23 protein-coding genes are annotated in these 22,888 nt (G+C 60.6%); 12 read left to right on the plus strand and 11 right to left on the minus strand.

The genetic code is table 11. The features are described 5' to 3' along the window. The first annotated feature begins 18 nt into the window (after positions 1–18). Positions 19–849 carry an NADPH-dependent 7-cyano-7-deazaguanine reductase QueF gene (gene queF / locus ACLEJR_RS22045; RefSeq protein WP_440795240.1) on the plus strand — a complete coding sequence of 277 codons (831 nt, stop codon included), beginning with the start codon at positions 19–21 and terminating at the stop codon, positions 847–849. A 121-nt stretch (positions 850–970) separates the two neighbouring features. On the opposite strand, the gene ACLEJR_RS22050 is transcribed toward queF, so the two are convergent. Both ACLEJR_RS22050 and ACLEJR_RS22055 read right to left on the minus strand, forming a co-directional pair. Then, a complete protein-coding gene (locus ACLEJR_RS22050; protein ID WP_440795242.1) occupies positions 971–1,237 on the minus strand; it encodes a DUF4404 family protein in 267 nt (88 codons plus the stop codon). A gap of 109 nt (positions 1,238–1,346) precedes the next feature. Continuing rightward, on the minus strand, positions 1,347–1,967 hold the full coding sequence (locus ACLEJR_RS22055) for an HAD family phosphatase (RefSeq protein WP_440795244.1): 621 nt from the start codon (positions 1,965–1,967) through the stop codon (positions 1,347–1,349). A 200-nt stretch (positions 1,968–2,167) separates the two neighbouring features. Between ACLEJR_RS22055 and ACLEJR_RS22060 the strand changes: the two genes are divergently transcribed. The 3 genes from ACLEJR_RS22060 to rssC all read left to right on the plus strand — a co-directional run bounded on the left by ACLEJR_RS22060 (position 2,168) and on the right by rssC (position 4,871). After that, a complete protein-coding gene (locus ACLEJR_RS22060) occupies positions 2,168–2,857 on the plus strand; it encodes an MlaA family lipoprotein (protein WP_440795246.1) in 690 nt (229 codons plus the stop codon). Between the two features lie 344 nt (positions 2,858–3,201). Beyond that, on the plus strand, positions 3,202–4,383 hold the full coding sequence (rssB, locus tag ACLEJR_RS22065) for a two-component system response regulator RssB (protein WP_440795532.1): 1,182 nt from the start codon (positions 3,202–3,204) through the stop codon (positions 4,381–4,383). Further along, the gene (rssC, locus tag ACLEJR_RS22070) at positions 4,383–4,871 is read left to right on the plus strand and encodes an anti-sigma factor antagonist RssC (RefSeq protein WP_440795248.1); all 489 of its coding nucleotides are present in this window, start codon (positions 4,383–4,385) and stop codon (positions 4,869–4,871) included. The genes rssB and rssC overlap by 1 nt, the downstream gene beginning before the upstream one ends. A gap of 128 nt (positions 4,872–4,999) precedes the next feature. Here the strand turns inward: rssC and tal are convergent, their stop codons facing one another. The 4 genes from tal to ACLEJR_RS22090 form a co-directional block, all read right to left on the minus strand. Continuing rightward, the gene (gene tal / locus ACLEJR_RS22075; protein WP_440816477.1) at positions 5,000–5,926 is read right to left on the minus strand and encodes a transaldolase; all 927 of its coding nucleotides are present in this window, start codon (positions 5,924–5,926) and stop codon (positions 5,000–5,002) included. Positions 5,927–6,105: 179 nt separating this feature from the next. Then, a complete protein-coding gene (dusA, locus tag ACLEJR_RS22080; protein WP_440816479.1) occupies positions 6,106–7,092 on the minus strand; it encodes a tRNA dihydrouridine(20/20a) synthase DusA in 987 nt (328 codons plus the stop codon). A gap of 125 nt (positions 7,093–7,217) precedes the next feature. Next, the gene (locus tag ACLEJR_RS22085; protein ID WP_440816481.1) at positions 7,218–7,817 is read right to left on the minus strand and encodes a putative adenosine monophosphate-protein transferase Fic; all 600 of its coding nucleotides are present in this window, start codon (positions 7,815–7,817) and stop codon (positions 7,218–7,220) included. Beyond that, positions 7,817–7,987 carry a YhfG family protein gene (locus ACLEJR_RS22090; protein WP_440795330.1) on the minus strand — a complete coding sequence of 57 codons (171 nt, stop codon included), beginning with the start codon at positions 7,985–7,987 and terminating at the stop codon, positions 7,817–7,819. The genes ACLEJR_RS22085 and ACLEJR_RS22090 overlap by 1 nt, the downstream gene beginning before the upstream one ends. 142 nt (positions 7,988–8,129) lie before the next feature. Between ACLEJR_RS22090 and ACLEJR_RS22095 the strand changes: the two genes are divergently transcribed. The 3 genes from ACLEJR_RS22095 to ACLEJR_RS22105 all read left to right on the plus strand — a co-directional run bounded on the left by ACLEJR_RS22095 (position 8,130) and on the right by ACLEJR_RS22105 (position 10,741). Further along, on the plus strand, positions 8,130–9,350 hold the full coding sequence (locus ACLEJR_RS22095) for a putative DNA modification/repair radical SAM protein (protein WP_440795332.1): 1,221 nt from the start codon (positions 8,130–8,132) through the stop codon (positions 9,348–9,350). Beyond that, complete coding sequence (locus tag ACLEJR_RS22100) at positions 9,341–10,195, plus strand: TIGR03915 family putative DNA repair protein (RefSeq protein WP_440816483.1); 855 nt, start codon at positions 9,341–9,343, stop codon at positions 10,193–10,195. Before ACLEJR_RS22095 ends, ACLEJR_RS22100 begins: the two co-directional genes overlap by 10 nt. A 297-nt stretch (positions 10,196–10,492) precedes the next feature. Continuing rightward, positions 10,493–10,741, plus strand: a complete 249-nt coding sequence (locus tag ACLEJR_RS22105) for a hypothetical protein (protein ID WP_440795336.1) — start codon at positions 10,493–10,495, stop codon at positions 10,739–10,741. 50 nt (positions 10,742–10,791) lie between these two features. On the opposite strand, the gene ACLEJR_RS22110 is transcribed toward ACLEJR_RS22105, so the two are convergent. The 5 genes from ACLEJR_RS22110 to chrA form a co-directional block, all read right to left on the minus strand. Continuing rightward, complete coding sequence (locus ACLEJR_RS22110) at positions 10,792–11,280, minus strand: hypothetical protein (RefSeq protein WP_440816486.1); 489 nt, start codon at positions 11,278–11,280, stop codon at positions 10,792–10,794. Positions 11,281–11,381: 101 nt separating this feature from the next. Further along, a complete protein-coding gene (locus ACLEJR_RS22115; protein ID WP_440795340.1) occupies positions 11,382–11,669 on the minus strand; it encodes a helix-turn-helix domain-containing protein in 288 nt (95 codons plus the stop codon). 2 nt (positions 11,670–11,671) lie between these two features. After that, on the minus strand, positions 11,672–11,986 hold the full coding sequence (locus tag ACLEJR_RS22120) for a type II toxin-antitoxin system RelE/ParE family toxin (protein ID WP_440816489.1): 315 nt from the start codon (positions 11,984–11,986) through the stop codon (positions 11,672–11,674). Positions 11,987–12,092: 106 nt separating this feature from the next. Further along, positions 12,093–13,244, minus strand: coding sequence for a mechanosensitive ion channel family protein (locus tag ACLEJR_RS22125; protein ID WP_440816492.1), 1,152 nt, complete (start codon positions 13,242–13,244; stop codon positions 12,093–12,095). A 159-nt stretch (positions 13,245–13,403) separates the two neighbouring features. Further along, positions 13,404–14,771 carry a chromate efflux transporter gene (chrA, locus tag ACLEJR_RS22130; RefSeq protein ID WP_440816494.1) on the minus strand — a complete coding sequence of 456 codons (1,368 nt, stop codon included), beginning with the start codon at positions 14,769–14,771 and terminating at the stop codon, positions 13,404–13,406. A gap of 416 nt (positions 14,772–15,187) precedes the next feature. Here chrA and ACLEJR_RS22135 point away from each other — a divergent pair, with 416 nt between their 5' ends. The 5 genes from ACLEJR_RS22135 (at position 15,188) to ACLEJR_RS22155 (ending at position 22,831) form a co-directional block, all read left to right on the plus strand. Then, on the plus strand, positions 15,188–16,759 hold the full coding sequence (locus tag ACLEJR_RS22135) for a sensor domain-containing diguanylate cyclase (RefSeq protein WP_440816497.1): 1,572 nt from the start codon (positions 15,188–15,190) through the stop codon (positions 16,757–16,759). Positions 16,760–16,826: 67 nt separating this feature from the next. After that, positions 16,827–19,403, plus strand: coding sequence for a bifunctional diguanylate cyclase/phosphodiesterase (locus tag ACLEJR_RS22140; RefSeq protein WP_440816500.1), 2,577 nt, complete (start codon positions 16,827–16,829; stop codon positions 19,401–19,403). 69 nt (positions 19,404–19,472) lie between these two features. Further along, positions 19,473–20,267, plus strand: coding sequence for an exodeoxyribonuclease III (xth, locus tag ACLEJR_RS22145; protein ID WP_440795352.1), 795 nt, complete (start codon positions 19,473–19,475; stop codon positions 20,265–20,267). Positions 20,268–20,373: 106 nt separating this feature from the next. Beyond that, positions 20,374–21,201, plus strand: a complete 828-nt coding sequence (locus ACLEJR_RS22150; RefSeq protein ID WP_440816502.1) for an arylamine N-acetyltransferase family protein — start codon at positions 20,374–20,376, stop codon at positions 21,199–21,201. Positions 21,202–21,310: 109 nt separating this feature from the next. After that, positions 21,311–22,831, plus strand: a complete 1,521-nt coding sequence (locus tag ACLEJR_RS22155) for a nucleobase:cation symporter-2 family protein (RefSeq protein ID WP_440816505.1) — start codon at positions 21,311–21,313, stop codon at positions 22,829–22,831. Positions 22,832–22,888 lie beyond the last annotated feature (57 nt).

Raw genomic sequence — 22,888 nt, forward strand, 5'->3', positions numbered from 1 at the left:
TTCAGTCAGGTTTCCGTCATGCATCCCGCAGCCGAACATTCGCCGCTGGGCAAATCCAGCGAATACATCGCGACCTACACGCCGTCACTCTTGTTTCCGATCCCGCGCACCGCGAAGTGGGCGGAACTGGGGCTGACGGCCGACACCTTGCCCTACAAGGGCGTGGATTTCTGGAATTGCTTCGAGCTCTCATGGTTGCTGCCGTCCGGTAAGCCGGTGGTGGCCATCGGTGAGTTCGCGATCCCGGCGGACTCGCCGAACATCATCGAGTCCAAATCCTTCAAGCTGTATCTCAACTCATTGAACCAGACCTCGTTCGCTGACACGGCGAGCCTGGAGGCGACCCTGCGCCAAGACCTGTCGGCGGCCGCCGGCAAGCCGGTAGGCGTGCGGATTCGCAGTCTCAAGGACGTGGAGAGCGAGGGTGTCGTCGCGCTGCCCGGCGTGTGCATCGACGAGCTGGACATCAGCGTCGATTCCTATGAGCATCCGCGTCCGGAACTGCTGCGTTGTGATGCATCGCGTGTCGTCGAGGAAAGCGTGCACAGTCATTTGCTCAAATCCAACTGCCCGGTGACCAGCCAGCCGGACTGGGGCAGTGTGGCGGTGCACTATCGCGGCGCGGCGCTGGATCATGCAAGCCTGCTGGCCTACATCGTCAGCTTCCGCCAGCATTCGGATTTCCACGAGCAATGCGTGGAACGGATCTTTCTCGACCTGCAGCGCTTGCTCAAGCCTGAGACGTTGACGGTGTATGCGCGATATGTGCGGCGGGGTGGGTTGGATATCAATCCGTATCGCAGCACTGAAGCGGAGCAACTGCCGAACCATCGGTTAGTGCGCCAGTAACGTTACTATCTCTGCGACTGTAGCCGATCCAATTGTGGGAGCGAGCCTGCTCGCTCCCACAGGTGATTGCAGTGCAGGGGTAAAAAGTGAAGCCCGCTCTCGATAGCGGGCTCTCTGTCATTCAAATCCCGATATTGCCTAACGTCAGCACAATGTTGCGCAGGGTTCCCGCAATGGCGGGATGCTTCAATTCGAAGCTTTCCACGGCAAGGTTCACGCCGTCGACCAGGTTGGTGTCCTGCAGCTGGTTTTCCAGCTGGATCTCAGCTTCGATCTGAGCCATCAATTGATGCAGGTGTTCGCGTTCCGGCCCAGACAGCGGCGGATCCTGGTCCAGTTGCTTGCGCAGGGTATCGAGTTGCTCTTGCAGTTCGCGGCGGGCGGGCATTGACGTACTCCCTTTATGAATAGGCACAGCCATGGACCGCGACGGTGTGGCAAAAGTCCGTGGCTTGTCTAAAGAGTAATCCACCCTCAAGCGCCCTGCATGACCTCGATCACGGCTTCTCGCCTTTGAATCGGCGCAGGTTGATGTCCGCCAGGCAGGTGTCGAGTTCGCCCAGGTGGTCGATGACCGAGTGTACGCCCAGGCTGAACAATTGGACGGTGGCCTTGGCGCGCCTGGTTTCCCTTTCCTGTTGGCTCAGCGCTTCCCATTCACCGGGCGTGAGGCCGCACAGCGAGCCGCAGGAGGCCAGTCCGATGGTCCACAGGCCGGCGTTGAGACCTGACTGCAACTGGCGAGGTTCGCCACTGACCAATACACAGCCGTCAAGGTGCTGGACGTTCAGCGCCATTAAGGCTTGCCAACAGGCGTGGGGGGCCGGCCACGGATAATTTGTTGCAGGAAGTTGCGGCGGTTTGATCCAACCTGGCAACGAAGCCGCCAGGGCATGGCTGACCGCCGGTGGCAGTTCGTCGAGCCAGGCGCAGGGGATCTCCTGAAGGTGCAGACGGCGCAGGCAGTCCAGCGCGCCCGGTGTAGGTTGTGCGTGCTCGGTCGGTGCGGCCCCTGGTTGTCGAATCCGCGCCCCGAAGTCCACCAGGCACCCACTCAAGCCAAACAGCACGGCGGTCAGGCTGGGCGCGGGGAGGGGCAGGGCTTCGGCGCGAGGCATGGGGACGTCCTTGAAATAAACGTCAGCCTACCGGCCCTCAATGACAGTCCCGTGACAGTGAAGTGTCGACGCTTGGAAAGGGAAACGTCCTACGATGTGCTGTTCTTTCGTGCTGCCTATCTACGCGTTCCGTCTTATACTAGCGCCCTTACCGCCTGGGCTCGGCGCCCTTGCCTGAATAAACCAAGGAGTTCTCCCATATGCGCTGGAGCCATCGTCTAGCTCAGCTGTGTCTTTCCGCCAGCGTCCTGCTGGTTCCGTTCGCCGTCCAGGCCGCCACGGAAGAAGATCCTTGGGAAAGCATCAACCGTCCGATCTTCACCTTCAACGACACCCTCGATACCTACGCCCTCAAGCCGCTGGCCCAGGGTTATCAGTACGTGACGCCGCAGTTTCTCGAAGACGGCATCCACAACATGTTCCGTAACATCGGCGACGTCGGCAACCTGGCCAACAACGTGCTGCAGGCCAAGCCAGCGGCCGCCGGGGTCGATACAGCCCGGCTGATCTTCAATACCACCTTTGGCCTGCTGGGATTCTTCGACGTCGGCACCCAGATGGGATTGCAGCGCAGCGACGAGGATTTCGGTCAGACCCTGGGTTACTGGGGCGTAGGCAGCGGACCCTATGTGATGCTGCCGTTGCTGGGCCCGAGCACCCTGCGGGATGCGCCAGCCAGGTATGTGGACAGCTACACCGGCCCGTATCGTTACATCGACAACGTTTCGGTGCGCAACTCGATCTTCGGCTTGAATATCGTCGACACCCGCGCCAGCCTGCTTTCCGCCGAGAAAATGGTCAGCGGTGACAAGTACGTGTTTATCCGCAATGCCTACCTGCAGAATCGCGAATTCAAGGTCAAGGACGGTCAGGTCGAAGACGACTTTTGATTCGACCTGTCAAGCCAGGAAGGCAGCCCCAAAGGCTGCCTTTCGTGTTTTTACGCAGGGTTTACCCCGACGGCATCCTTCCATTGAGTTACGCTTCGCTCGGTTCTTATAACTCTCTGTACTTTGACAAATAAAGACGGCAAGCGGCGATCCGCATGAGCTTGAAACGCCCCGCGGATGGGAGTACCGTCTGCGCCTTAGAAGGGCACCTCTGATGTAATCGTGTGTCAGGCATCGGCCTGAAAGCGGTGGAACAGAGTGGCTAGAAAGCGAATCCAGTAGTGCGTGCCAGTCCAGACAGCCCGGCCCGCTACGCCAACCTAATTCTGGCGCCGTTTGCCCACATGCCAAAAACCAGTGCCACGCTGCTGATAATCGATGATGACGAAGTGGTGCGAGCCAGTCTCGCGGCCTACTTGGAAGACAGTGGTTTCAGCGTCTTGCAGGCCAGTAACGGCCAACAGGGTCTTCAGGTATTCGAGCAGGACAAGCCCGACCTGGTCATCTGCGATCTGCGCATGCCGCAGATGGGCGGACTCGAACTCATTCGTCAGGTTACCGAGATTTCTTCGCAAACCCCGGTGATCGTCGTTTCCGGCGCCGGCGTGATGAGCGACGCGGTCGAGGCCCTGCGCCTGGGCGCGGCGGACTACCTGATCAAGCCCCTTGAAGACCTGGCCGTGCTCGAGCACTCGGTGCGTCGGGCCCTTGACCGTTCGCGCCTGCTGCTGGAGAACCAGCGCTACCGCGAAAAGCTGGAAACCGCCAACCGCGAGCTGGAAGCCAGCCTGAACCTGCTGCAGGAGGACCAGAACGCCGGGCGTCAGGTGCAGATGAACATGCTGCCGGTCAGCCCCTGGACCGTCGACGGTTTGCGCTTCGCCCACCAGATCATCCCTTCGTTGTACCTGTCGGGAGATTTCGTCGACTATTTCCGCGTCGATGAGCGGCGAGTGGCGTTCTACCTGGCGGATGTTTCCGGCCACGGTGCATCGTCGGCATTCGTGACCGTGCTGTTGAAATTCATGACCACGCGTTTGTTGTTCGAATCCAAGCGCAACGGCACATTGCCCGAGTTCAAGCCTTCTGAGGTCCTCGGACATATCAACCGGGGTCTGATCAGTTGTAAGCTGGGTAAACACGTCACAATGGTCGGTGGAGTCATCGACGAGGAGACTGGCTTGTTGACCTATAGCATCGGCGGACATCTGCCGTTGCCCGTGTTGTATACGCCAGACAGCGTTCGTTACCTGGAAGGGCGTGGTCTACCGGTCGGCCTGTTCAACGAGGCCACCTACGAAGACCATGTGCTGGAATTGCCCCCGACCTTCAGCCTGACGCTGATGTCTGATGGCATTCTGGACCTTTTGACAGAACCTACACTCAAAGAGAAAGAAGCGGCCTTGCCTGAACGGGTGAGTGCGGCGGGCGGCAGCCTGGAAGGCTTGCGTCAAGTGTTTGGATTAGCCACGCTCGGGGAGATGCCGGATGATATCGCCCTGTTAGTGTTGAGCAGGAACCTTTGATGAGTACCGGTAGAATCCAGTTCGCCGAGCAGGACGGCACCTTTGTCCTGAAGTTTGTCGGTGAAGTGCGCCTGACCCTGTGTTCGGCGCTGGATGCGACTATTGAGCGGATCTTCACCGCGCTGAACTTCAGCGCCATCGTGATCGACCTGACTGAAACCCGCAGCATCGACAGCACCACCCTGGGCCTGTTGGCCAAACTGTCGATCCTGTCGCGGCAAAAGGTCGGCCTGCTGCCGACCGTGGTCACCACCCACAACGACATCACCCGTCTGCTGCAATCGATGGGCTTCGACCAGGTGTTCAACATCGTTGGCGATCCCGTGCCGTGCCCGGAATGCCTGGACGACCTGCCTGATCAGGATCAGTCCGAAGAAGACGTGCGGATCAAGGTGCTCGAAGCGCACAAGATCCTCATGGGACTGAACGATTCAAACCGTGAAGCCTTTCATGACTTGGTGAACGCGCTGGAACGGCCCGGAGGCTGAGTTCTCCCTGTGGGAGCGAGCCTGCTCGCGATGAGGTCCGTCCAGCCACTGTATCGCCTAAGACAGATCCATGAAAAAAGGGGCGAACCCATCAAGGTTCGCCCCTTTTTGCTTGCTCGTGTCTCAGCTCAAAGCTTGGCCTGCAGCAACGCCTCCAGCTTCTCCTGGTCCCGGGCAAACTGACGGATGCCTTCGGCCAGTTTTTCGGTCGCCATGGCGTCTTCGTTGGACAGCCAGCGGAACTGCGCTTCGTTGAGGTTCATACGAGCTTCCCCGGCTTGCCCTGGCGCGAGCTTGCGCTCCAGCTTGCCTTCGTCGGCGGCCAGCTTCTCCAGCAGTTCCGGGCTGACGGTCAAGCGGTCGCAACCGGCCAGTTGCTCGATCTGATTGAGATTACGGAAGCTTGCGCCCATGACCACGGTCTTGTAGTCGTTGGCCTTGTAGTAGTTGTAGATGCGCGTCACCGATTGTACGCCCGGATCATCGGCGCCGGTGTAGTCGCTGCCATTGGCTTTCTTGTACCAGTCGTAGATCCGGCCCACGAACGGTGAGATCAGGAACACCCCGGCATCGGCACAGGCGGCGGCCTGGGCGAAGGAGAACAGCAGGGTCAGGTTGCACTGGATGCCATCACGCTCCAGCTTCTCGGCGGCACGGATCCCTTCCCAGGTGGACGCGATCTTGATCAGCACGCGATCGCGACCCACACCAGCCTTTTCGTACAAGTCGACCAGGCGATGGGCGCGCTTGAGCATTGCCTCGGTATCGAACGACAGGCGCGCATCCACCTCAGTGGAAATACGCCCGGGAATCACTTTAAGGATTTCTTGCCCGACCGCCACGGCAAAACGGTCGCTGGCCAAGCCTACGTCACCCTTGCAGTCCGCCACGCAGGCGTTCAGTTGCTCGGCATAGCCTGCAATGGCCGAGGCCTTGAGCAGCAGGGAAGGGTTGGTGGTGGCATCCACGGGTTTGATGCGGGCAATGGCTTCGAAGTCGCCGGTGTCGGCCACGACGGTGGTGAATTGCTTGAGTTGTTCCAGCTTGGAAGTCATGAGCGTGCTCTGTCCTATGGGTCTGTTGACATTACCCGAGGGCCGGCAGCCACTCAAGGGCATGAAGAGGTATCGAAGGCCCCGGCGGCAACAACCTGAAAACGGTTGTTTGAAAGGCCGGGACGGGTATCGCTAGATACGATGCCAAAACAGCGCGCAGGTTCAAAAGCAAGTGAGGGTCAGCGCCCCTCCAGCAACTGCCCTGCCTGATCCAGCAGGGCCAACGGATCGTTGGTCTTGTGGATATCCACCGACAACAACTGCCGAAACCGTCGCGCCCCCGGAAACCCCGTGCCCAGTCCCAACACGTGGCGGGTGATGTGATGCATCGCACCGCCGGCAGCGAGATGATCGGCAATGTACGGACGCAACTGCGCCAGCGCCTCGGCACGGCTGATGATCGGTGCGGTACTGCCAAACAACTGTTGATCCACCTCGGCCAGCAGATACGGGTTATGGTACGCCTCGCGCCCCAGCATCACGCCGTCGAACGTCTGCAGATGTTCATGGCACGCGTGCAGGGTCTTGATCCCCCCATTCAGCACGATTTCAAGCTCGGGGAAATCCGCCTTCAACCGGGCCACCACGTCATAGCGCAGCGGCGGGATGTCACGATTCTCCTTCGGCGACAGCCCCTCCAGGATCGCGATACGCGCATGCACGGTAAAACTGGTGCAACCGGCGTCACGTACCGTTGCGACGAAGTCACACAACTGCTCGTAACTGTCCCGTCCATTGATCCCGATCCGATGCTTGACCGTTACCGGAATCGAAACCGCGTCGCGCATTGCCTTTACACAATCGGCCACCAACTCGGGGTGCCCCATCAGGCAGGCGCCGATCATGTTGTTCTGCACGCGGTCGCTGGGGCAGCCGACGTTGAGATTCACCTCATCATAACCGTGCTCCTGGGCCATGCGCGCGCAGGCTGCCAGATCGGCGGGAACACTGCCGCCCAGTTGCAGGGCGAGCGGGTGTTCGGAGGAATGATGACGCAGGAAACGCTCGTGGTCGCCGTTGAGCAGGGCGCCGGTGGTGACCATTTCGGTGTAGAGCAGGGCGTTTTTGGAGAGGATGCGTAGGAAGAAACGACAGTGGGCGTCAGTCCAATCCATCATGGGTGCAACGGAAAATCGACGGGACAGCGGGGCGGTTTGTTGGGGCATTGGGAGCATCTGGATCAGCGAGGCGGTGGCCAGCAGTTTATCAGGGATGAGGCGCTTGGCGCAGAGATGTCGTTCAGGGCGGGACGCGACCTTCAACGGGGTTACCTTTATACGGCTCTGTTACCTCACGGCTGGATCATCTGGCCTATGCATTTCTCAAAAACCTGCTCCATCGGCTCCATCACGCAGTTATAGGCCGCAATGTTCGCGAAAATCCATTCCGTCTTCTCAATACCCCACCAACTGATTTCAAACCCTGCATTCATGATCAGGTGTTCAAAAAGAATGCGCTGGGCGCGGCCGTTTCCTTCGCGGAAGGGGTGGACGACGTTGATATCGGAATAAGCCTCGGAAACGGCAACGATCAGCTCGGCCCGGCTCATTTCCTCGAACCAGTTGGCCGCCGCTATGTTTGCGAAGATCTTGCTGGCCTCTGCCTCCATGTACTGGGGTTGGCAAAAGCGCGTGTCTTGTTTGGCCATCCCGACGGTCCGCAGTTCTCCGGCCCATTCATACAAGTCCGAGAACAGTTGCCGATGGATGTCTTGCAAGTAAGTCAGGCTGTAAGGGGGCGGGTTGAATTCAACGCTAGCCGCGGCGATGGCCGACAGTTGTTGTTCGGCTTCGCTTAACGTGGGTTCGTCGCGGATATTGAGTTTGTTGCGAAGGACTGAGGAGCCGGGATAGCAATAGGCGTCTTCGCCGACTCCATATTTGTCGGGCATCAGGTTCTGGGCTGGGTGAAGGTCTTCAGGACTTCTTCGCGGGTCGGCAATTTTCGTTCGCCGTCGGCAAAGGTGACTTTGAAGCCTTCCAGGCGCAGGCTGGCTGCATAATTGGATCGACGGGTCCTGGCCGCGTAGGCCTTTTTGGTTTCAAGGCTGATAGTACCCATGGGGCTGAACCTTAAATCGCGTGATTGGGCGGATTATAGCCCATCTGACCTCATCGGTCCGTACGCCGAATTGACCAATGGTGCTTGCATCGCGCGGCGGCACAAAATACTGTGTGCATATACAGTATAAGGATCCGCTTCCATGCAGCTTATCGCCAAGCTCGGCATTCTAGCCGACGCCGCCAAGTATGACGCTTCCTGCGCCAGCAGTGGCGCGCCCAAGCGCAGTTCCCGGGGGCGTGACGGGCTCGGTGCTACGGACGGCATGGGCATCTGCCACAGCTACACGCCCGATGGGCGCTGCGTCTCGTTGCTTAAGGTATTGTTGACCAATTTCTGTCTGTACGATTGCCAGTATTGCGTCAACCGCCGTTCGAGCAATGTGCCGAGGGCGCGCTTCACACCGGAAGAGGTGGTGCGGCTGACCTTGGATTTCTACCGACGCAACTGCATCAGTGGCTTGTTCCTGAGCTCTGGCATCATTCGTTCAGCCGATTACACCATGGAGCAATTGGTACGGGTGGCGCGTTTGCTGCGCGAAGAACACCAGTTCCGTGGTTATATCCATCTCAAGACCATTCCGGATGCGGATCCGCTGCTGATCGAGGAGGCGGGGCGGCTGGCTGATCGCTTGAGCGTGAATATCGAATTGTCTTCCGAGGCCAGTCTCAAGCGTCTTGCGCCGGAAAAACAGTTGATGACGATCCGTCAGGCGATGGGCACCATCCAATTGGGACAACAGGCCATCGCCGGCGAGCCACGGGCGCCTCGATTCGCTCCGGCCGGGCAGAGCACCCAGGTGATCGTCGGGGCTGATACCACCGACGACCACGCCATCCTGAGCAACGCCGAGTCGCTCTACCAGGGGTATGGCCTGCGGCGGGTCTACTACTCGGCATTCAGTCCCATTCCCGACAGCCCCGCCAGCGTGCCATTGGCGGCGCCGCCGTTATTGCGCGAGCACCGCTTGTACCAGGCCGATTTCCTCATGCGCGGCTACGGCTACAAAGCAGGTGAGCTCCTGAAGGGAACCGGCAACCTGGACCTGGACATCGATCCCAAGCTGGCCTGGGCGCTGGCCAATCGTGAGGTGTTCCCACTGGACGTGAACCGCGCCGAACCTGCATTGCTGGCGCGGATTCCGGGGATCGGCCTGCGCAGCGTGCAACGCCTGGTGGCCCTGCGCAGGGAGCGGCGGGTCCGCTATGACGATCTGGTGCAGCTGCGTTGCGTACTGGAAAAGGCCCGGCCGTTCATTGTGACCAGCGACTATCGACCCGCCGACGCCCAGATGCGCAGTGGCCTGCTCAGGGCACGGTTGCGCGAACCCCAGCGGCCCCAGCAGATGGGGTTGTGGGGATGATCGCACTGGATTGTAACGACCATTTCCCTACCTGGCGCGACCAGGCGCGGACGTTGCTGGGGCATGGCATCGACCCCGGTGATGTGACCTGGGCCCAAGGCCCCATGACCGACCTGCTGGCGGTGCCGACGCCATTGCCCCAAGACCCAGGGCCGTTCCGCACGCGGGTCCCGGCAACGTTGCTGGCGCAGCTCGAACAGGCCGGCCGTTACCAGGGCGAGCAGCGCTGGAGCCTGTTGTACGAAGTACTCTGGCGCGTAGCCCATGGCGATCGCACCGCCATGCTCGCTGGCGACCGCCTGGGCAGTGAGCTGCAGCGCCGCATCAAGCAAGTCAGTCGCGAGGCCCACCACCTGCACGCCTTCGTGCGGTTCATTCCCTTGCCCCCGGAAGTCGCCGAGCACTTGGAACTGGACCTGGTGTCCTTTCATGAACCGGCCCATGACATCCTCGAAAGCGCGAGTGGCCATTTTGCCGAGCGATTGGGCAAGCAACGCTGGCTGATCGCAACGCCTCGCGACGGCATCCGGTTCGATGGTCAATCGCTGGACTATCAGCGCCAATGCCCTGAACAGTGGCGGCAGTGGGCACGCCACGCCGAAGACCCCGGCGCCGAGCTGTGGCGCACCTATTACACACACATCTTCAACCCGGCGCGGCTCAACCCCCAGGCGCTGCGCCAGCACATGCCCGGAAGGTTCTGGCAGCACTTGCCGGAGGGGGACTTGATTCCTCGGTTGGTGGGGCAAGCGCGGCAGGGTAAACAGCGCGATGGGCAGGCGTTGGAGGTGGGGGAGAAGGTGGGTAAGCGGATCGCTGCGGGGGCGGTGGGCGCGAGGCGCTGACGGTGGTAGTTGCCTCGCTCGCTGGTCAGTAGAGCTTCTAGGCTTATAGCGATGCCTTAGCTTTGCGGGGTTTGGCTCCGGGCCGACTTGTCCTAAGGGAAGCGGTGGCCTTAACGGGTTGCCTGGCTCTGCTCGCAGACGTGTGACTCCAACGAACTAGGCGGCAAGTCAAAGGCGCGACCGTTGAGCGCCTGCGGTTGGTGGCACATTGATACCTTGGTATGCTTTGAGCCTGTTTACCCATCAAGTTGGCGCGTTGTGACTACCGAGCGAGTTTCCCAATTAGAGCAAGCCCTCATGGCCGTGATTGCTGCTGCGGGGAAAATGGGGCTCAGTAGCGAAGTACTGTGTGCGCAAGCGGTGGGCGGGCTGATGTCTGACCGCTACTGGATCTGGGCAGACGCCCAATTCGCGCAAGGGGCGGCAGACGAGATCGACAGCGCCCTGAGCAAGCTTGTCGCGGGAAATGCTGTGCAGTCGATATCGCCATTGATTGAGGGCGCGTCTGACGTCGTCATCACGCCAACCACTCCCATCATCGGCTGATCGGTTCCATCCGGTACAAAATGGGCGACCCTTGCGGTCGCCCATTTGCGTTACAGCCCCAGCCCTTCTTCCACCAGTGAGAGCAGCGCGTCTTCGTCCAGGGCCTGCGGCTCGGGTTGTGGCTGGTCGCTCGAACGCGGCGCCTGTAAATGCCACAGCGATTCTCCATGCGCGCCGACGGTTCGAACCATGCAGCGCTGTTTCCCCTTCATATGGATTTCGATGCAGCCCTCTCCCTGGGAGGAGAAGCGAGCAATCGGATCGAGTTCGATGCGCCGATGGTTGCCTTCGATCAGCAATTGGTCGATGGCGTAGTTGTACGTCGAGCCGCTGGGGTGGCTTTCGAATACATGGGTAGGGTTGCGCCGGATGTCCAGCCCAGCCTCGCACACCGGCGCCAGCCAGGTTTCGATCTGGCGATACAACTCGTAGACCTGGGCGGGCCAATGCTCGATCGCCAGGTCGGCACAATGATCCGTGTCCGCCGGGGTTCGCTGGGCAAGCCTCAATTTGGCCGCCAGTGCGTCTGCCTTGCTCATGTCGATGTTCCCTTTCTTGATGATTGGGTTGAGCTTTGCTGAAGGGGTGGGCTATTCGTTTGCGCTGGGTCAGGTAGTTGTCAGTGAAGCATGGGCCTGTATTAAACCGCCAAGGCGTTGATTACATGTTCAGGATCGTTATGAATCGCCCGTAACAAAGCCTTGGCGGGGCCGGTTGGCTCACGTCGTCCTTGTTCCCAGTTGCGAAGTGTGCCCAGTTGGACGTCAATCAACGCCGCGAATCTGGCTTGGGTCAGCCCGGTGGCCTTGCGTATTTCTTTGACTTGCAGTGCATTGACGATGAATTCTCGGGAAGGCTGGCGCTCCCCGCGGACGATTTCATCCATCTGCTGCACGCTTTCCATCAGCTCATCAAAAAATTTGCTCATGGTTATCTCCATTTCTCAACTATCGTTTTCAGCGCTTTGCGTTGATCGATGGTTAACTCTTGCTGCTCGTTTTTTGGGTAAATCATCAGTAATGCGATCCGCGAAGCTGAAGCGAAGTGGTAATAAATAACCCTCGCACCGCCCCGTTTACCGTGGCCTTTGGCTGCGACGCGGATTTTGCGGATGCCTCCACTAGCCTCTATCACATCGCCAACTGTGGGATCACGAACCAGGACCCTTTGAAAAGCTGCAAAATCTTCGTCATCCATCAGTTCTTTGACCCGACGAGTAAAAATCGGGGTTTCAATAAAAATCATCGCTAATGTACGCCAGTGGCTTACTTTGGAGCAATCCTATTGAACCACTTCCCCACGCGCACCCGATGAGTTGTAACCGAATCTTCTCGCACGAGTTCAATGCAAGTCAGTGCTGGGCCCGATACTCAGCCCTGGCCTGCGGCGAGGTCTGGCGGTCATTATCGCTGGAAGATTGATCAGTCATCTGCGGCAACGAAGCCACATGCACCGTGCGTGCAGGGATGGCGAAGCGCACGCCGATCCTGGCGAATTCTTCCATCATGCCCAGATTGATGGCTTGCTGAATGTCCATGTAGACGTTGTAACTGGGGTCGAGCACGATGTACACGGTTTCGAATTCCAGGGCGCTTTCGCCAAAACCGCGAAAATGTGAGCGGTCGAAGCGGGTCTTTTCCTGGGCCTTGATCGTGCGCTCGACGATCACCGGCACTTGCTTGAGCTGCTCGGTGGTGCAGTCCTGGGGCAGGGCGAACTCGAAGACCACGCGCCGTTCCTGGAGCCGTTTGTAGTTCTGGATGGTGGTGCTGATCATCACCGCGTTGGCCATTACGATCTGTTCGCCGCCCAGGCTGCGGATCCGGGTGGTCTTGAGGCCGACGTGCTCCACCGTACCGGCCAGGCTCCCGACGACGATGAAATCGCCGACTTCGAACGGTTTGTCCACGGCGATGGACAGCGAAGCGAAAAGATCCCCGAGAATGTTTTGCACGGCCAGCGCCACTGCGATGCCGCCGACCCCGAGGCTGGCGATGAACGCCGTGATGTTCACGCCCAGATTGGAGAGCATCGCCAACAGCACGACCGCCCAGAGGAACACTTTCGCGCCCCAGAGGCTCAGGGTCGCGAGTGCGCTTTTCTGGTGGATTTCGCTGTGGCTATGGCGGGCGAAGTAGTGCAGCAATACCAGGGCGATGGCCCGGTTGGCCCATAACCCTACCTGCAGGGCCGCGACCACGAACCACAGGCTGCTGACCCGCGCCAGCCAGCGCTCCGGCAAGTCGAGCACGCCGACGCCGATCAGGATCGAGGCCAGTAATAACAGAGTGTTGCTGGTGCTGGATAAGACTTCGACGGCGATGTGGCTGACGTAAGCGTTAGGTTTTTGTGCCCTGGCTTGCACGTTGCGCAGCAGGAAGCCGATGCCGGCCCTGGCGACGGTAAAACTTACCACCATCACGCCGAGCGCCAGCAGCCAGTTAGCGATAGAGATGCCAAGCAATTGGTTTTCGGTAAAAAACTGGAGGGTACTTGAGTCCATTGATCGTTACCTGCGTCAGGCAACAACGCTGCGAACGACGGTCTCGTATTCGTCCGGTGGCGTCATCGCCATTCGGGTTCGGGCGCTTGCCATTGTTGCGTAACGGTGTGGCAAGGCCATGAACCTGGTTAGGTCACGCAGCGACAGGGGTGTTCAATTTTATTGCCACCCCTGGCGTAACAGATGCACCGCCAGCCCGGCCAGACCGCAGGCCAGCAGCACCTGGATCACGCCGCGCTTGTAGCGAAACAGCGCAACGGCCGCCAGGAGGGCGATGATCGCCGACGGCCAGTCCGGCGTCGCGCCGAATCCGTTGGGCCAGAGCACGTGGTAGCCGAAGAAGCAGGCCAGGTTGAGGATGACGCCGACCACTGCCGCGGTAATCGCTGTCAGCGGCGCAGTGAATTTCAACTCGTTGTGGGTCGATTCCACCAGCGGGCCACCGGCCAGGATGAACAGGAAGGAAGGCAAAAAGGTGAACCAGGTCACCAGCATGGCCGCGACGGCGCCGGCGAGGAACGCCTGGTCGGCACCGAACACCTGCGCCACGTAGCCGCCAACGAAACCAACGAACGCCACCACCATGATCAGCGGTCCGGGCGTGGTTTCGCCCAGGGCCAGGCCGTCGATCATTTGCGTGGGCGTCAGCCAGCCGAAGTGCACCACCGCGCCCTGATACACGTAGGGCAAGACCGCGTAGGCGCCGCCGAATGTCAGCAGCGCGGCCTTGGTAAAGAACCAGGCCATCTGCGTCAGGGTGGCTTCCCAGCCAAACGCCAGGGTCAGCAGGCCCATCGGCACCATCCACAGCAGAGCGCCGACAATCACCAGGCGAGCGAGCCGCCAGGTGCTGAACCGGGCATGGGCCGGGGCGGGAGTGTCATCGTCGATCAATGCCGGGCCGAAGGTTCGTCGTGCGGCATCGTGGCCGCCCAGGCTGAACTTTTGCGGTGCCCAGCGTCCGCCCACGTAACCGATCACCGCAGCGCCCAGCACGATCAACGGGAAAGGTACGTTCAGGGCGAATATCGCGGTGAATGACGCGGCGGCGATTGCCCACAGCCAGCCGTTCTTGAGTGCACGCGAGCCTATGCGGTGGGCGGCATGCACCACGATGGCCGTCACGGCCGGCTTGATCCCGTAGAAAACACCCGCCACCACCGGCACTTCGCCAAAGGCGACGTACAGCCATGACAAGCCGATCAGAATGAATAGCGACGGCAGTACGAACAGTGCCCCGGCGATGACCCCGCCCCGGGTCCGATGCATCAGCCAGCCCAGGTAGGTCGCCAATTGCTGGGCTTCCGGCCCTGGCAGCAGCATGCAGTAGTTCAGAGCGTGCAGGAAGCGGCGCTCGGAGATCCAGCGGCGGCGCTCCACCAGTTCCTGGTGCATGATCGAAATCTGCCCGGCCGGTCCGCCAAAGCTGATAAAGCCCAACTTGAACCAGAACCAGAAGGCTGCGCGCAGACCGACGGCCGAGGGTCTGGCCAGAGAGGTATCGACGGTTTCGGGCGCTGAACTCATGGCTGGTTGGCACGCAGAGGTTGAAGGCGATCATACGTTAGGGGGCGTCGCTCGATTTAGATAGCCCCGGTGATGTTCGATGGTGAAAAAAATGCAGCGTTTCCCGGGGCCAAACACCGTCATCCGTGGCAAGGGAGCTTGCTCCCGCCGGGGTGCGAAGCAGCGCCCAGGGCGCTTTTTGCACAGAGGGCGACTGCTGCGCAGTCGAGCGGGAGCAAGCTCCCTCGCCACGGGTTTTTCAGCGATCTTGAAAGGTGTGGTTAATCAAAAAGGATCGAGGTTTTTTGGATCCATTTTGCCTCTTATCGGCTGCCCGATACGGGCAAATTGCCGCCCCTCCAGCGGTAGGCTAAGCTCTCGACTGTTGGCGGCTTTGAGCGAATTCGCTCATGTTTTTTGCCTCCCCAGGAACTCGCTTGCCTATCCCCATTCACGATCCGCTCCATCCCCCCGGCGGTGCCCTGAAACGCCTACCCCTGCTCAAGGCAGCGGTGACGTTTATCGCGGCGGTCTGCCTGTGCTTGTGTGGTTTGCTTTATTTGCAGTTGGAGCAGTCCCGGCGTCACGACCTGGAGTCGGCCCGCGTCGCGTCGGCCAACCTGACACGTGCCATGGCGCAACAGGCCCAGGACACTTTCCTGCAGGCCGACCTGGTTCTGGCCAGTCAGGCCGACTGGATCCAGGTCGACGGTTTCGCCCCGGCCTCCCGGCCACGCTTGCACCAGACTTTCGCTCGACGCGTGCAATCACTCGAACAGTTGCATGGTCTGTTTCTGTTCGACAAGAACGGCCACTGGGTCGTGACCTCCTTCGATAAATTGCAAAGGGGCCCGGGAGTAGCGGATCGGGAATACTTTCTTTTCCATCAGCAGAACGCCTCCCTGGTTGCCCATATCGGGCCGGCGATCCGCAGTCGGCAGAACGGCGAATGGATCATCCCGGTGTCCCGGCGTGTGAATGACCGGGACGGCAATTTCCAGGGCGTGCTGTTGGCCGGGATCAAGATGTCGTACTTCGACCGGTTCTTCAAAAGCTTCAGCCTGGATGATAAAGGCGAGATGGCCCTGGCCTTGTCCGACGGCACGCTGCTGGCGCGCCGGCCCTTTGATGAAGCGCGGATCGGCCGCCCGCTGGCCGAAGAACATCTCTTCAGGCATGACTTGCCAGGCGCCGTTTCCGGCGATGCGATCATCCGCTCCGCCGTCGACGGTGTCGTCCGGCTGTATAACCATCAGCATTTGCAGGCCTATCCGTTGGTGGTCACGGCAGCCATGTCCGAAGAAGCCATCCTGACGGGCTGGCATGACCGAGCCTTTCAATCCAGTCTCATCGTGGCGCTGGTGGTTCTGGGGATTTGTCTGTTTGGCTGGGTGTTCGCGCGCCAGGTGCGTAACAGCGAACGCATCGAGGCGGACCTGCGCAAGGCTCAGGAAGCGCTGGAGCTGATTGCCACCCATGACAGCCTGACCGGCCTGGCGAACCGCCGGCTGTTCGAGCGTGCCCTGGAGGTCGAGTTTGGTCGAGGCGCTCGCCAGCGCAGCCCGCTGAGCCTGATCATGCTCGATATCGATTGCTTCAAACGCTACAACGATACCTACGGGCATGTGGCCGGCGATCATTGCCTGGTGGAGTTGGCGAAGGTACTCAGGGAGTGTTGCCATCGCAAGGCCGACCTGGCGGTGCGCTATGGCGGCGAGGAATTCGCGGTGTTGCTGCCTGACACCGACCTGCACGGAGCAATGGTGCTGGCCGAGCAGATCCGCCAGAAAGTCATCGCCAGACACGTTACCCATTCCGGTTCGCCGACTGGCTACGTCACAGTGAGCCTGGGCTGCTACGCCTTCGTCCCGTGCAGCCTGGACAGCATTGAGGTGTTCATCCAGCGTGCCGACGCCGCCTTGTATCAGGCCAAGCACAGCGGCCGCAACAGGGTGGCGGCGTTTTCCCTGAACGGTGGGCTCGACACGTTGCTGCGCTCGGATCGCTGAGTTCTTTGGAATCATCGGTAACTTGTCATGGTCAACTGCTCAGGACCCCAGGACAGGAGCAGGCTGAATGGACTCCGTTGTCGACTCCCTTTCAACCGTTGCGCGTCACACGCCGATTACCCGCCGCCTGGTGGCGGCATTCGGCGCAATGTTTCTACTGGGCCTGTTGGTAGCGGTGGCGGCGCTGTTCAACATCGCGCAAAAGCTCGACGAGGAGGACGTGCGCAAGACCCTCTTCTATACCGAGCGCGCCCTTGAGAATCGCATCACCGCCTCGAAGAATTACATCGCCAGCTACACCTATTGGACCACCGCTTACGAGCACCTCAATGGTGAAGTCGATGTGCAGTGGGCCTATGCCGAGCAGAACATGGGCAAGACCCTGTTCACCAAGGACGGCTACGAAGGTGTGTTTGTCATCGACCGCGAGCGCACCAAGTACGCCGTGGTGCTCGGGCAAAACGTCCAGGGCGACGCGGCGAGCTACATCGATACGCCGTTGCAGCCGCTGGTGGAGAAGCTGCAGGGCCAGGCCGACCTGACGCGGCCGGTGATCAGCTACACGCTGTTCAACGGCTGGCCGGCGATCGTCACCGCATCGGTGATCCTGCCTAATGACGAGCGTCCCCGGGTCGACGCCAAGGGCACCTCGGTCCTGCTGTTCGTCGACCAGCTGACGCCGACGAAACTGCGCAAACTGGGCAAAAGCTATGGCCTGACCGACCTGACCTTGAAGAGAGACACCGAGCTGGCGCCGGACCGCCCCGCCGTGCCCCTGGACAGTACGGGTTACAGCCTCGTGTCCCACTTGCAGCAGCCGGGGCATCAATTGCTCTGGTCGTTGCTACCGCCACTGGGCGGCGCGTTGCTGATCCTGGCGCTGCTGACCGCTTACTTCTTTCGCTATGCGCTGCGTACCGCTCGCCATGTGGATGCCAGTTACGACCGACTGCAACTGTCGACCCTGGCCCTGGAAGCCAGCGAGGAGCGTTTCCGCGCCGTGGCCGAGGCGGCGTCGGACTGGATCTGGGAAATCGACGGCGAGCAGCGCATCACTTATCTCTCGGGGCGCTTCAATACCGTCACTGGTTTTTCGGATCAACAATGGCTGGGACAGGACATCGAACAGTTGCTGTATTGCGATACGACGCCGATTGTCCATTGGCTAGGCAAACTGACCGAGGAGCAGAGCACGGGCAACCTGCGCTGTTCGTACCGCGACTATTCCGGACAATTGCGTTTCTGCCGGGTGTCGGCACGCCCGATCTACGACAAGGCAGCAGTGGTGGGCTATCGCGGTACCGCCAGTGACATCACCGATGAAGTGGCGGCCCATGCCCAGGTCCAGCATCTGTCACTGCACGATGCGCTGACCGGGCTGCCGAATCGCAACAAACTGGCGCGATACCTCGACGATGCGCTGGTAGCCAAGGAACACTCGGCGCCCTTGACGTTGCTGATGGTGGACCTGGACAACTTCAAACCGATCAACGATTCCCTCGGGCATCCGGCGGGCGATGCGGTGCTGCTGGAGGTGGCCCAGCGCCTGCGCGACAGCACCCGCGAGCAGGACCTGGTGGCGCGCCTGGGTGGCGACGAGTTCGTGGTGGTGCTCAACGGAATGGACAGCACCACGGAGATCGACCGGTTCTGCGCACGGCTGATCGACAGCCTGCAGCAACCGATTCATTACGAAACCCATTCATTGCACATCGGCGCCAGCATCGGCATTGCGGTGAGCCGGCGCCAGGGTTACGTCCCAGGCGAGTTGATCCGTTGTGCCGACATTGCCTTGTACCAGGCCAAGTCCGAGGGCAAGAAAACCTGGTGCTATTTCGCTTCGCAGATGAACGATCAGATCCAGCATCGCCGGCAACTGGAAAACGACCTGCGCCAGGCGGTAAAGAACAGGGAATTCGTCCTGCATTTCCAGCCGCGCTACACCGTCGATGGCAGCGAGATCGTCGCCGTCGAGGCTTTGGTGCGCTGGCAGCATCCGACCCAGGGCCTGCTGGGCCCCGACGCGTTTATTCCGTTGGCCGAGCAGACCGACCTGATCGTCCCGCTGTCCCATTGGGTGCTGCGCGAGGCTTGTGAAACCGCATTGACCTGGCCAGGGGAGCTGATGGTTTCGGTCAACTTGTCCCCGGCCCAGTTCCAGCGCAGTGATGTGGTGGAAGACGTGCGCAAGGTGCTGATCGAAACCCGGTTCCCGGCGAGTCGGCTGGAATTGGAAATTACCGAAAACGTGATGCTCAACGACGTGGACGGGGCGCTCCAGGTCATGAATGACCTCAAGGAATTGGGCGTGCGCTTAAACATGGACGACTTCGGCACCGGTTATTCGTCCCTGGGGTATTTGCGCACCTATCCGTTCGATGGCATCAAGATCGACAAGCGCTTCATCGCATCGATGAGTAACAGCAGCAACGATCGCGCCGTGGTGCAGGCGATCATCAACCTGGGCAAGGCCATGGGCCTGACCGTCACTGCCGAAGGCGTGGAAACCCAGGCGCAGCTCGGTTCGTTGGGCTCGGACGAGTGCCATGAAGTGCAGGGCTATTTCCTCAGCCGGCCTGTCGACAAACAAGCCTTCGCGCAGTTGCTGCACAGTGGTCGGCCCTTGTTGAAGACCGCTTCCTGAATCGCCGTTGCAACCACTGCGAGCGGTTGTCGGTCACAGCTAGTGTCCTGGCATTTCGAGTTCTGGCCCATGAAAAAACTGCGCATCGCAACCTTCAATATCAACGGCATCCGGGCCCGGCTGCCGAACCTGTTGGAATGGCTGGAGCGCGAACAGCCGGACATTGTCTGCTTGCAGGAGCTCAAGGCAGCGGACAAGGATTTCCCGGCGGCGGAGCTGGAGTCGGTGGGCTACGGGTCGATCTGGCATGGTCAGGCGTCGTGGAACGGCGTCGCGATCCTGGCCCGGGACGCGCAACCGCTGGAAAGCCGCCGCGGCCTGCCGGGTGGCGAAGACGACAGCCACAGTCGCTACCTGGAAGCCGCGGTGCATGGCGTGCTGGTGGGGTGCCTGTACTTGCCCAACGGCAACCCGCAGCCCGGGCCCAAGTTCGACTACAAGCTGGCCTGGTTCGAGCGCCTGATCGACTATGCCAAGGATTTGCAGGCCAGCGATCATCCCGTGGTGCTGGCCGGCGACTACAACGTGGTGCCCACCGACATGGACATCTACAACCCGCGCTCGTGGCTCAAGGACGCGCTGTTGCAGCCTGAAAGCCGCGAGTGCTACCAGCGCTTGCTGGACCAGGGCTGGACCGATTCGCTGCGCCACCTCTATCCGGACGAGCGGATCTATACGTTCTGGGATTACTTCCGCCAGCATTGGCAGAAGAATTCCGGGCTGCGCATCGATCACCTGTTGCTCAACCCGGCGGCCAGTCCTTACCTGAGCGAGGCGGGCGTCGATGCCTGGGTCAGGAACCAGCCTCATCCCAGCGACCATGCGCCGACCTGGATCCGGCTGGCGTCGCGCAAACAGCGCTAAGGGAGCGCAACGCCCAGCCATCATTGTCACTGCATGAGGAATGCCTTATACCTGCCCGACAGCAGCGCGCTTGGTTGCGCTGCGCCGATCAGGAAAGGACACCCTCATGAGCGATTCCAGACTGAGCGATACCGCCCGCTACCTGCAACGCCTGGGTTTCGACGCACCACCACCTCCGACCCTCGAAACGTTGCGCCAGCTTCAATGGCGACACACCGCCGAGTTTCCGTTTGAAACCCTCTCGACGCTGCTGGGCCAGCCGGTGCCTATCGACCTCGCATCGGTCGAGCGCAAAGTGTTGGAGCAGGGGCGTGGCGGCTATTGCTATGAACTCAACCAACTGTTCCTGGCGCTGTTGCTGGAGCTGGGTTTCGACGCCCGGGGCATCAGCGGGCGGGTGGTGATGAATGCGCCCGAAGGCGCCTGGCCAGCCCGGACCCACCGCCTCAGCCTGGTGACATTCGACGGCGTGCGCTACATCACCGATGTCGGCTTCGGTGGCATGGTGCCCACCGCGCCGCTGCTGCTGGACAGCCGTGACAGCCAGCTCACTCCTCACGAGGCGTATCGCATCGACAGCCAGACGGACGGCTACCTGTTGCGCGCCAATGTCGCCGGTGAGTGGCGACAGATGTACCTGTTCGACCTGCAACGCCAGGAGGACATCGACTACATCGTCGGCAACTGGTACGTCAGCAGCCATCCCGAGTCGCCGTTCAAGGGCCGTTTGATGGTCGCCCGTACCGGTGACGGCCTGCGCAAGACGCTCAACGGCAACAGCTTTGCCGTGCATCGGATGGGGCAGGAGAGCGAGCGAAAGACAATCACTGAAGCGGACGCATTGATAGACCTGCTGGAGACCGAATTCGGCCTGCGCGTGCCGCCGCGTGAGCTGTTACGACCGGCGATGGAGCCTTTGCTGCCTGCGGCATGATGCTCGGTTCATGGCGTTCTGTGCAATAAGTTGTATACAACTCTATGGACATTTGTCCTGAGTTTTGAATACAGTGTGCGCATAACAAAAAACAGGGAAACCCCGAACCATGAAGATGCCCCATGTTTCACTCCCACGGCCCGAGGACGAAAACCTCGGCGTCGGCGCGAATATGGCTTACGGCCTGCAGCATGTGTTGACCATGTACGGTGGTATCGTCGCCGTGCCGTTGATCATCGGCCAGGCGGCCGGGCTGTCACCGGCTGACATCGGTCTGCTGATTGCGGCGTCATTGTTCGCGGGAGGCCTTGCGACGTTGTTGCAAACCCTTGGCCTGCCGTTTTTCGGCTGTCAGTTGCCCTTGGTCCAAGGCGTGTCGTTCTCGGGCGTTGCGACCATGGTGGCGATTGTCGGCACCGGAGGCGAGGGCGGTTTCCAGGCCATCCTCGGGGCGGTGGTCGCTGCATCCCTGATCGGTCTGCTGATTACCCCGGTATTCTCGCGGATCACCCGGTTCTTTCCACCCCTGGTCACTGGCATTGTGATCACCACCATTGGCTTGACCCTGATGCCGGTGGCCGCCCGCTGGGCGATGGGCGGTAACAGCCATGCCGCCGATTTCGGCAGCATGGCGAACATCGGCCTGGCGGCGGTTACCCTGGTGTTGGTGTTGTTGCTCAGCAAGTTGGGCAGTGCGACCATCTCCCGGCTGTCGATTTTGCTGGCGATGGTCATCGGCACGGTGATCGCGGTGTTCCTCGGCATGGCGGATTTCTCCTCGGTCAGCCAGGGCCCGATGTTCGGCTTCCCGACACCGTTTCACTTCGGCATGCCGACCTTCCACATCGCCGCGATCCTGTCGATGTGCATCGTGATCATGGTGACGTTGGTGGAAACCTCGGCCGATATCCTGGCCGTGGGCGAGATCATCGACACCAAGGTCGACTCCCGGCGTCTGGGCAACGGCCTGCGCGCCGACATGCTGTCGAGCATGATCGCGCCGATCTTCGGTTCCTTTACGCAGAGCGCCTTTGCCCAGAACGTCGGGCTGGTGGCCGTGACGGGAATCAAGAGTCGCTTCGTGGTGGCGACGGGCGGGGTGTTCCTGGTGGTGCTCGGCCTGCTGCCGTTCATGGGCCGGGTGATTGCCGCCGTCCCGACGTCGGTACTGGGCGGCGCCGGTATCGTGCTGTTCGGCACGGTGGCCGCCAGCGGTATCCGCACACTGTCGAAGGTCGATTATCGCAACAACGTGAACCTGATCATCGTCGCCACCTCCATCGGCTTCGGCATGATCCCCATCGCCGCGCCGAACTTCTACGATCATTTCCCGAGCTGGTTCGCGACCATTTTCCATTCGGGCATCAGTTCCTCGGCAATCATGGCAATCGCGCTGAATCTGGCGTTCAACCACTTCACCACCGGTAACTCCGACCAGCAATCGGTCTTTGCCGCCGGCACCGAGCGGGTGTTGCGCTACCAGGACCTGGCGGCGTTACGCGAAGGGGATTACTTCAGTGATGGCAAGCTGCACGATTGCGATGGCAATGAGATTCCGGTGGTGGCCGAGCCTCCCCACTCAGCGGCCGAGCATGCCCCGGTGCGGCTCAAAAGCAGCGAGCATGTCTAAACCTGTCGGGGGGGGGGGGGGGGGGGGGGGGGGTGGGTGTGAGTGGAGAGGGGAAAA

Source organism: Pseudomonas sp. SMN5 (assembly GCF_052041925.1).
Classification (GTDB): Bacteria; Pseudomonadota; Gammaproteobacteria; order Pseudomonadales; family Pseudomonadaceae; genus Aquipseudomonas.

What these genes read in the sequence shown, in the direction of transcription:
- queF (WP_440795240.1), top strand. Translation starts at nt 19, where the DNA reads ATGCATCCCGCAGCCGAACATTCGCCGCTGGGCAAATCCAGCGAATAC.
- ACLEJR_RS22050 (WP_440795242.1), bottom strand. Translation starts at nt 1,237, where the DNA reads ATGCCCGCCCGCCGCGAACTGCAAGAGCAACTCGATACCCTGCGCAAG.
- ACLEJR_RS22055 (WP_440795244.1), bottom strand. Translation starts at nt 1,967, where the DNA reads ATGCCTCGCGCCGAAGCCCTGCCCCTCCCCGCGCCCAGCCTGACCGCC.
- ACLEJR_RS22060 (WP_440795246.1), top strand. Translation starts at nt 2,168, where the DNA reads ATGCGCTGGAGCCATCGTCTAGCTCAGCTGTGTCTTTCCGCCAGCGTC.
- rssB (WP_440795532.1), top strand. Translation starts at nt 3,202, where the DNA reads ATGCCAAAAACCAGTGCCACGCTGCTGATAATCGATGATGACGAAGTG.
- rssC (WP_440795248.1), top strand. Translation starts at nt 4,383, where the DNA reads ATGAGTACCGGTAGAATCCAGTTCGCCGAGCAGGACGGCACCTTTGTC.
- tal (WP_440816477.1), bottom strand. Translation starts at nt 5,926, where the DNA reads ATGACTTCCAAGCTGGAACAACTCAAGCAATTCACCACCGTCGTGGCC.
- dusA (WP_440816479.1), bottom strand. Translation starts at nt 7,092, where the DNA reads ATGCCCCAACAAACCGCCCCGCTGTCCCGTCGATTTTCCGTTGCACCC.
- ACLEJR_RS22085 (WP_440816481.1), bottom strand. Translation starts at nt 7,817, where the DNA reads ATGCCCGACAAATATGGAGTCGGCGAAGACGCCTATTGCTATCCCGGC.
- ACLEJR_RS22090 (WP_440795330.1), bottom strand. Translation starts at nt 7,987, where the DNA reads ATGGGTACTATCAGCCTTGAAACCAAAAAGGCCTACGCGGCCAGGACC.
- ACLEJR_RS22095 (WP_440795332.1), top strand. Translation starts at nt 8,130, where the DNA reads ATGCAGCTTATCGCCAAGCTCGGCATTCTAGCCGACGCCGCCAAGTAT.
- ACLEJR_RS22105 (WP_440795336.1), top strand. Translation starts at nt 10,493, where the DNA reads ATGGCCGTGATTGCTGCTGCGGGGAAAATGGGGCTCAGTAGCGAAGTA.
- ACLEJR_RS22110 (WP_440816486.1), bottom strand. Translation starts at nt 11,280, where the DNA reads ATGAGCAAGGCAGACGCACTGGCGGCCAAATTGAGGCTTGCCCAGCGA.
- ACLEJR_RS22115 (WP_440795340.1), bottom strand. Translation starts at nt 11,669, where the DNA reads ATGAGCAAATTTTTTGATGAGCTGATGGAAAGCGTGCAGCAGATGGAT.
- ACLEJR_RS22120 (WP_440816489.1), bottom strand. Translation starts at nt 11,986, where the DNA reads ATGATTTTTATTGAAACCCCGATTTTTACTCGTCGGGTCAAAGAACTG.
- ACLEJR_RS22125 (WP_440816492.1), bottom strand. Translation starts at nt 13,244, where the DNA reads ATGGACTCAAGTACCCTCCAGTTTTTTACCGAAAACCAATTGCTTGGC.
- chrA (WP_440816494.1), bottom strand. Translation starts at nt 14,771, where the DNA reads ATGAGTTCAGCGCCCGAAACCGTCGATACCTCTCTGGCCAGACCCTCG.
- ACLEJR_RS22140 (WP_440816500.1), top strand. Translation starts at nt 16,827, where the DNA reads ATGGACTCCGTTGTCGACTCCCTTTCAACCGTTGCGCGTCACACGCCG.
- xth (WP_440795352.1), top strand. Translation starts at nt 19,473, where the DNA reads ATGAAAAAACTGCGCATCGCAACCTTCAATATCAACGGCATCCGGGCC.
- ACLEJR_RS22150 (WP_440816502.1), top strand. Translation starts at nt 20,374, where the DNA reads ATGAGCGATTCCAGACTGAGCGATACCGCCCGCTACCTGCAACGCCTG.
- ACLEJR_RS22155 (WP_440816505.1), top strand. Translation starts at nt 21,311, where the DNA reads ATGAAGATGCCCCATGTTTCACTCCCACGGCCCGAGGACGAAAACCTC.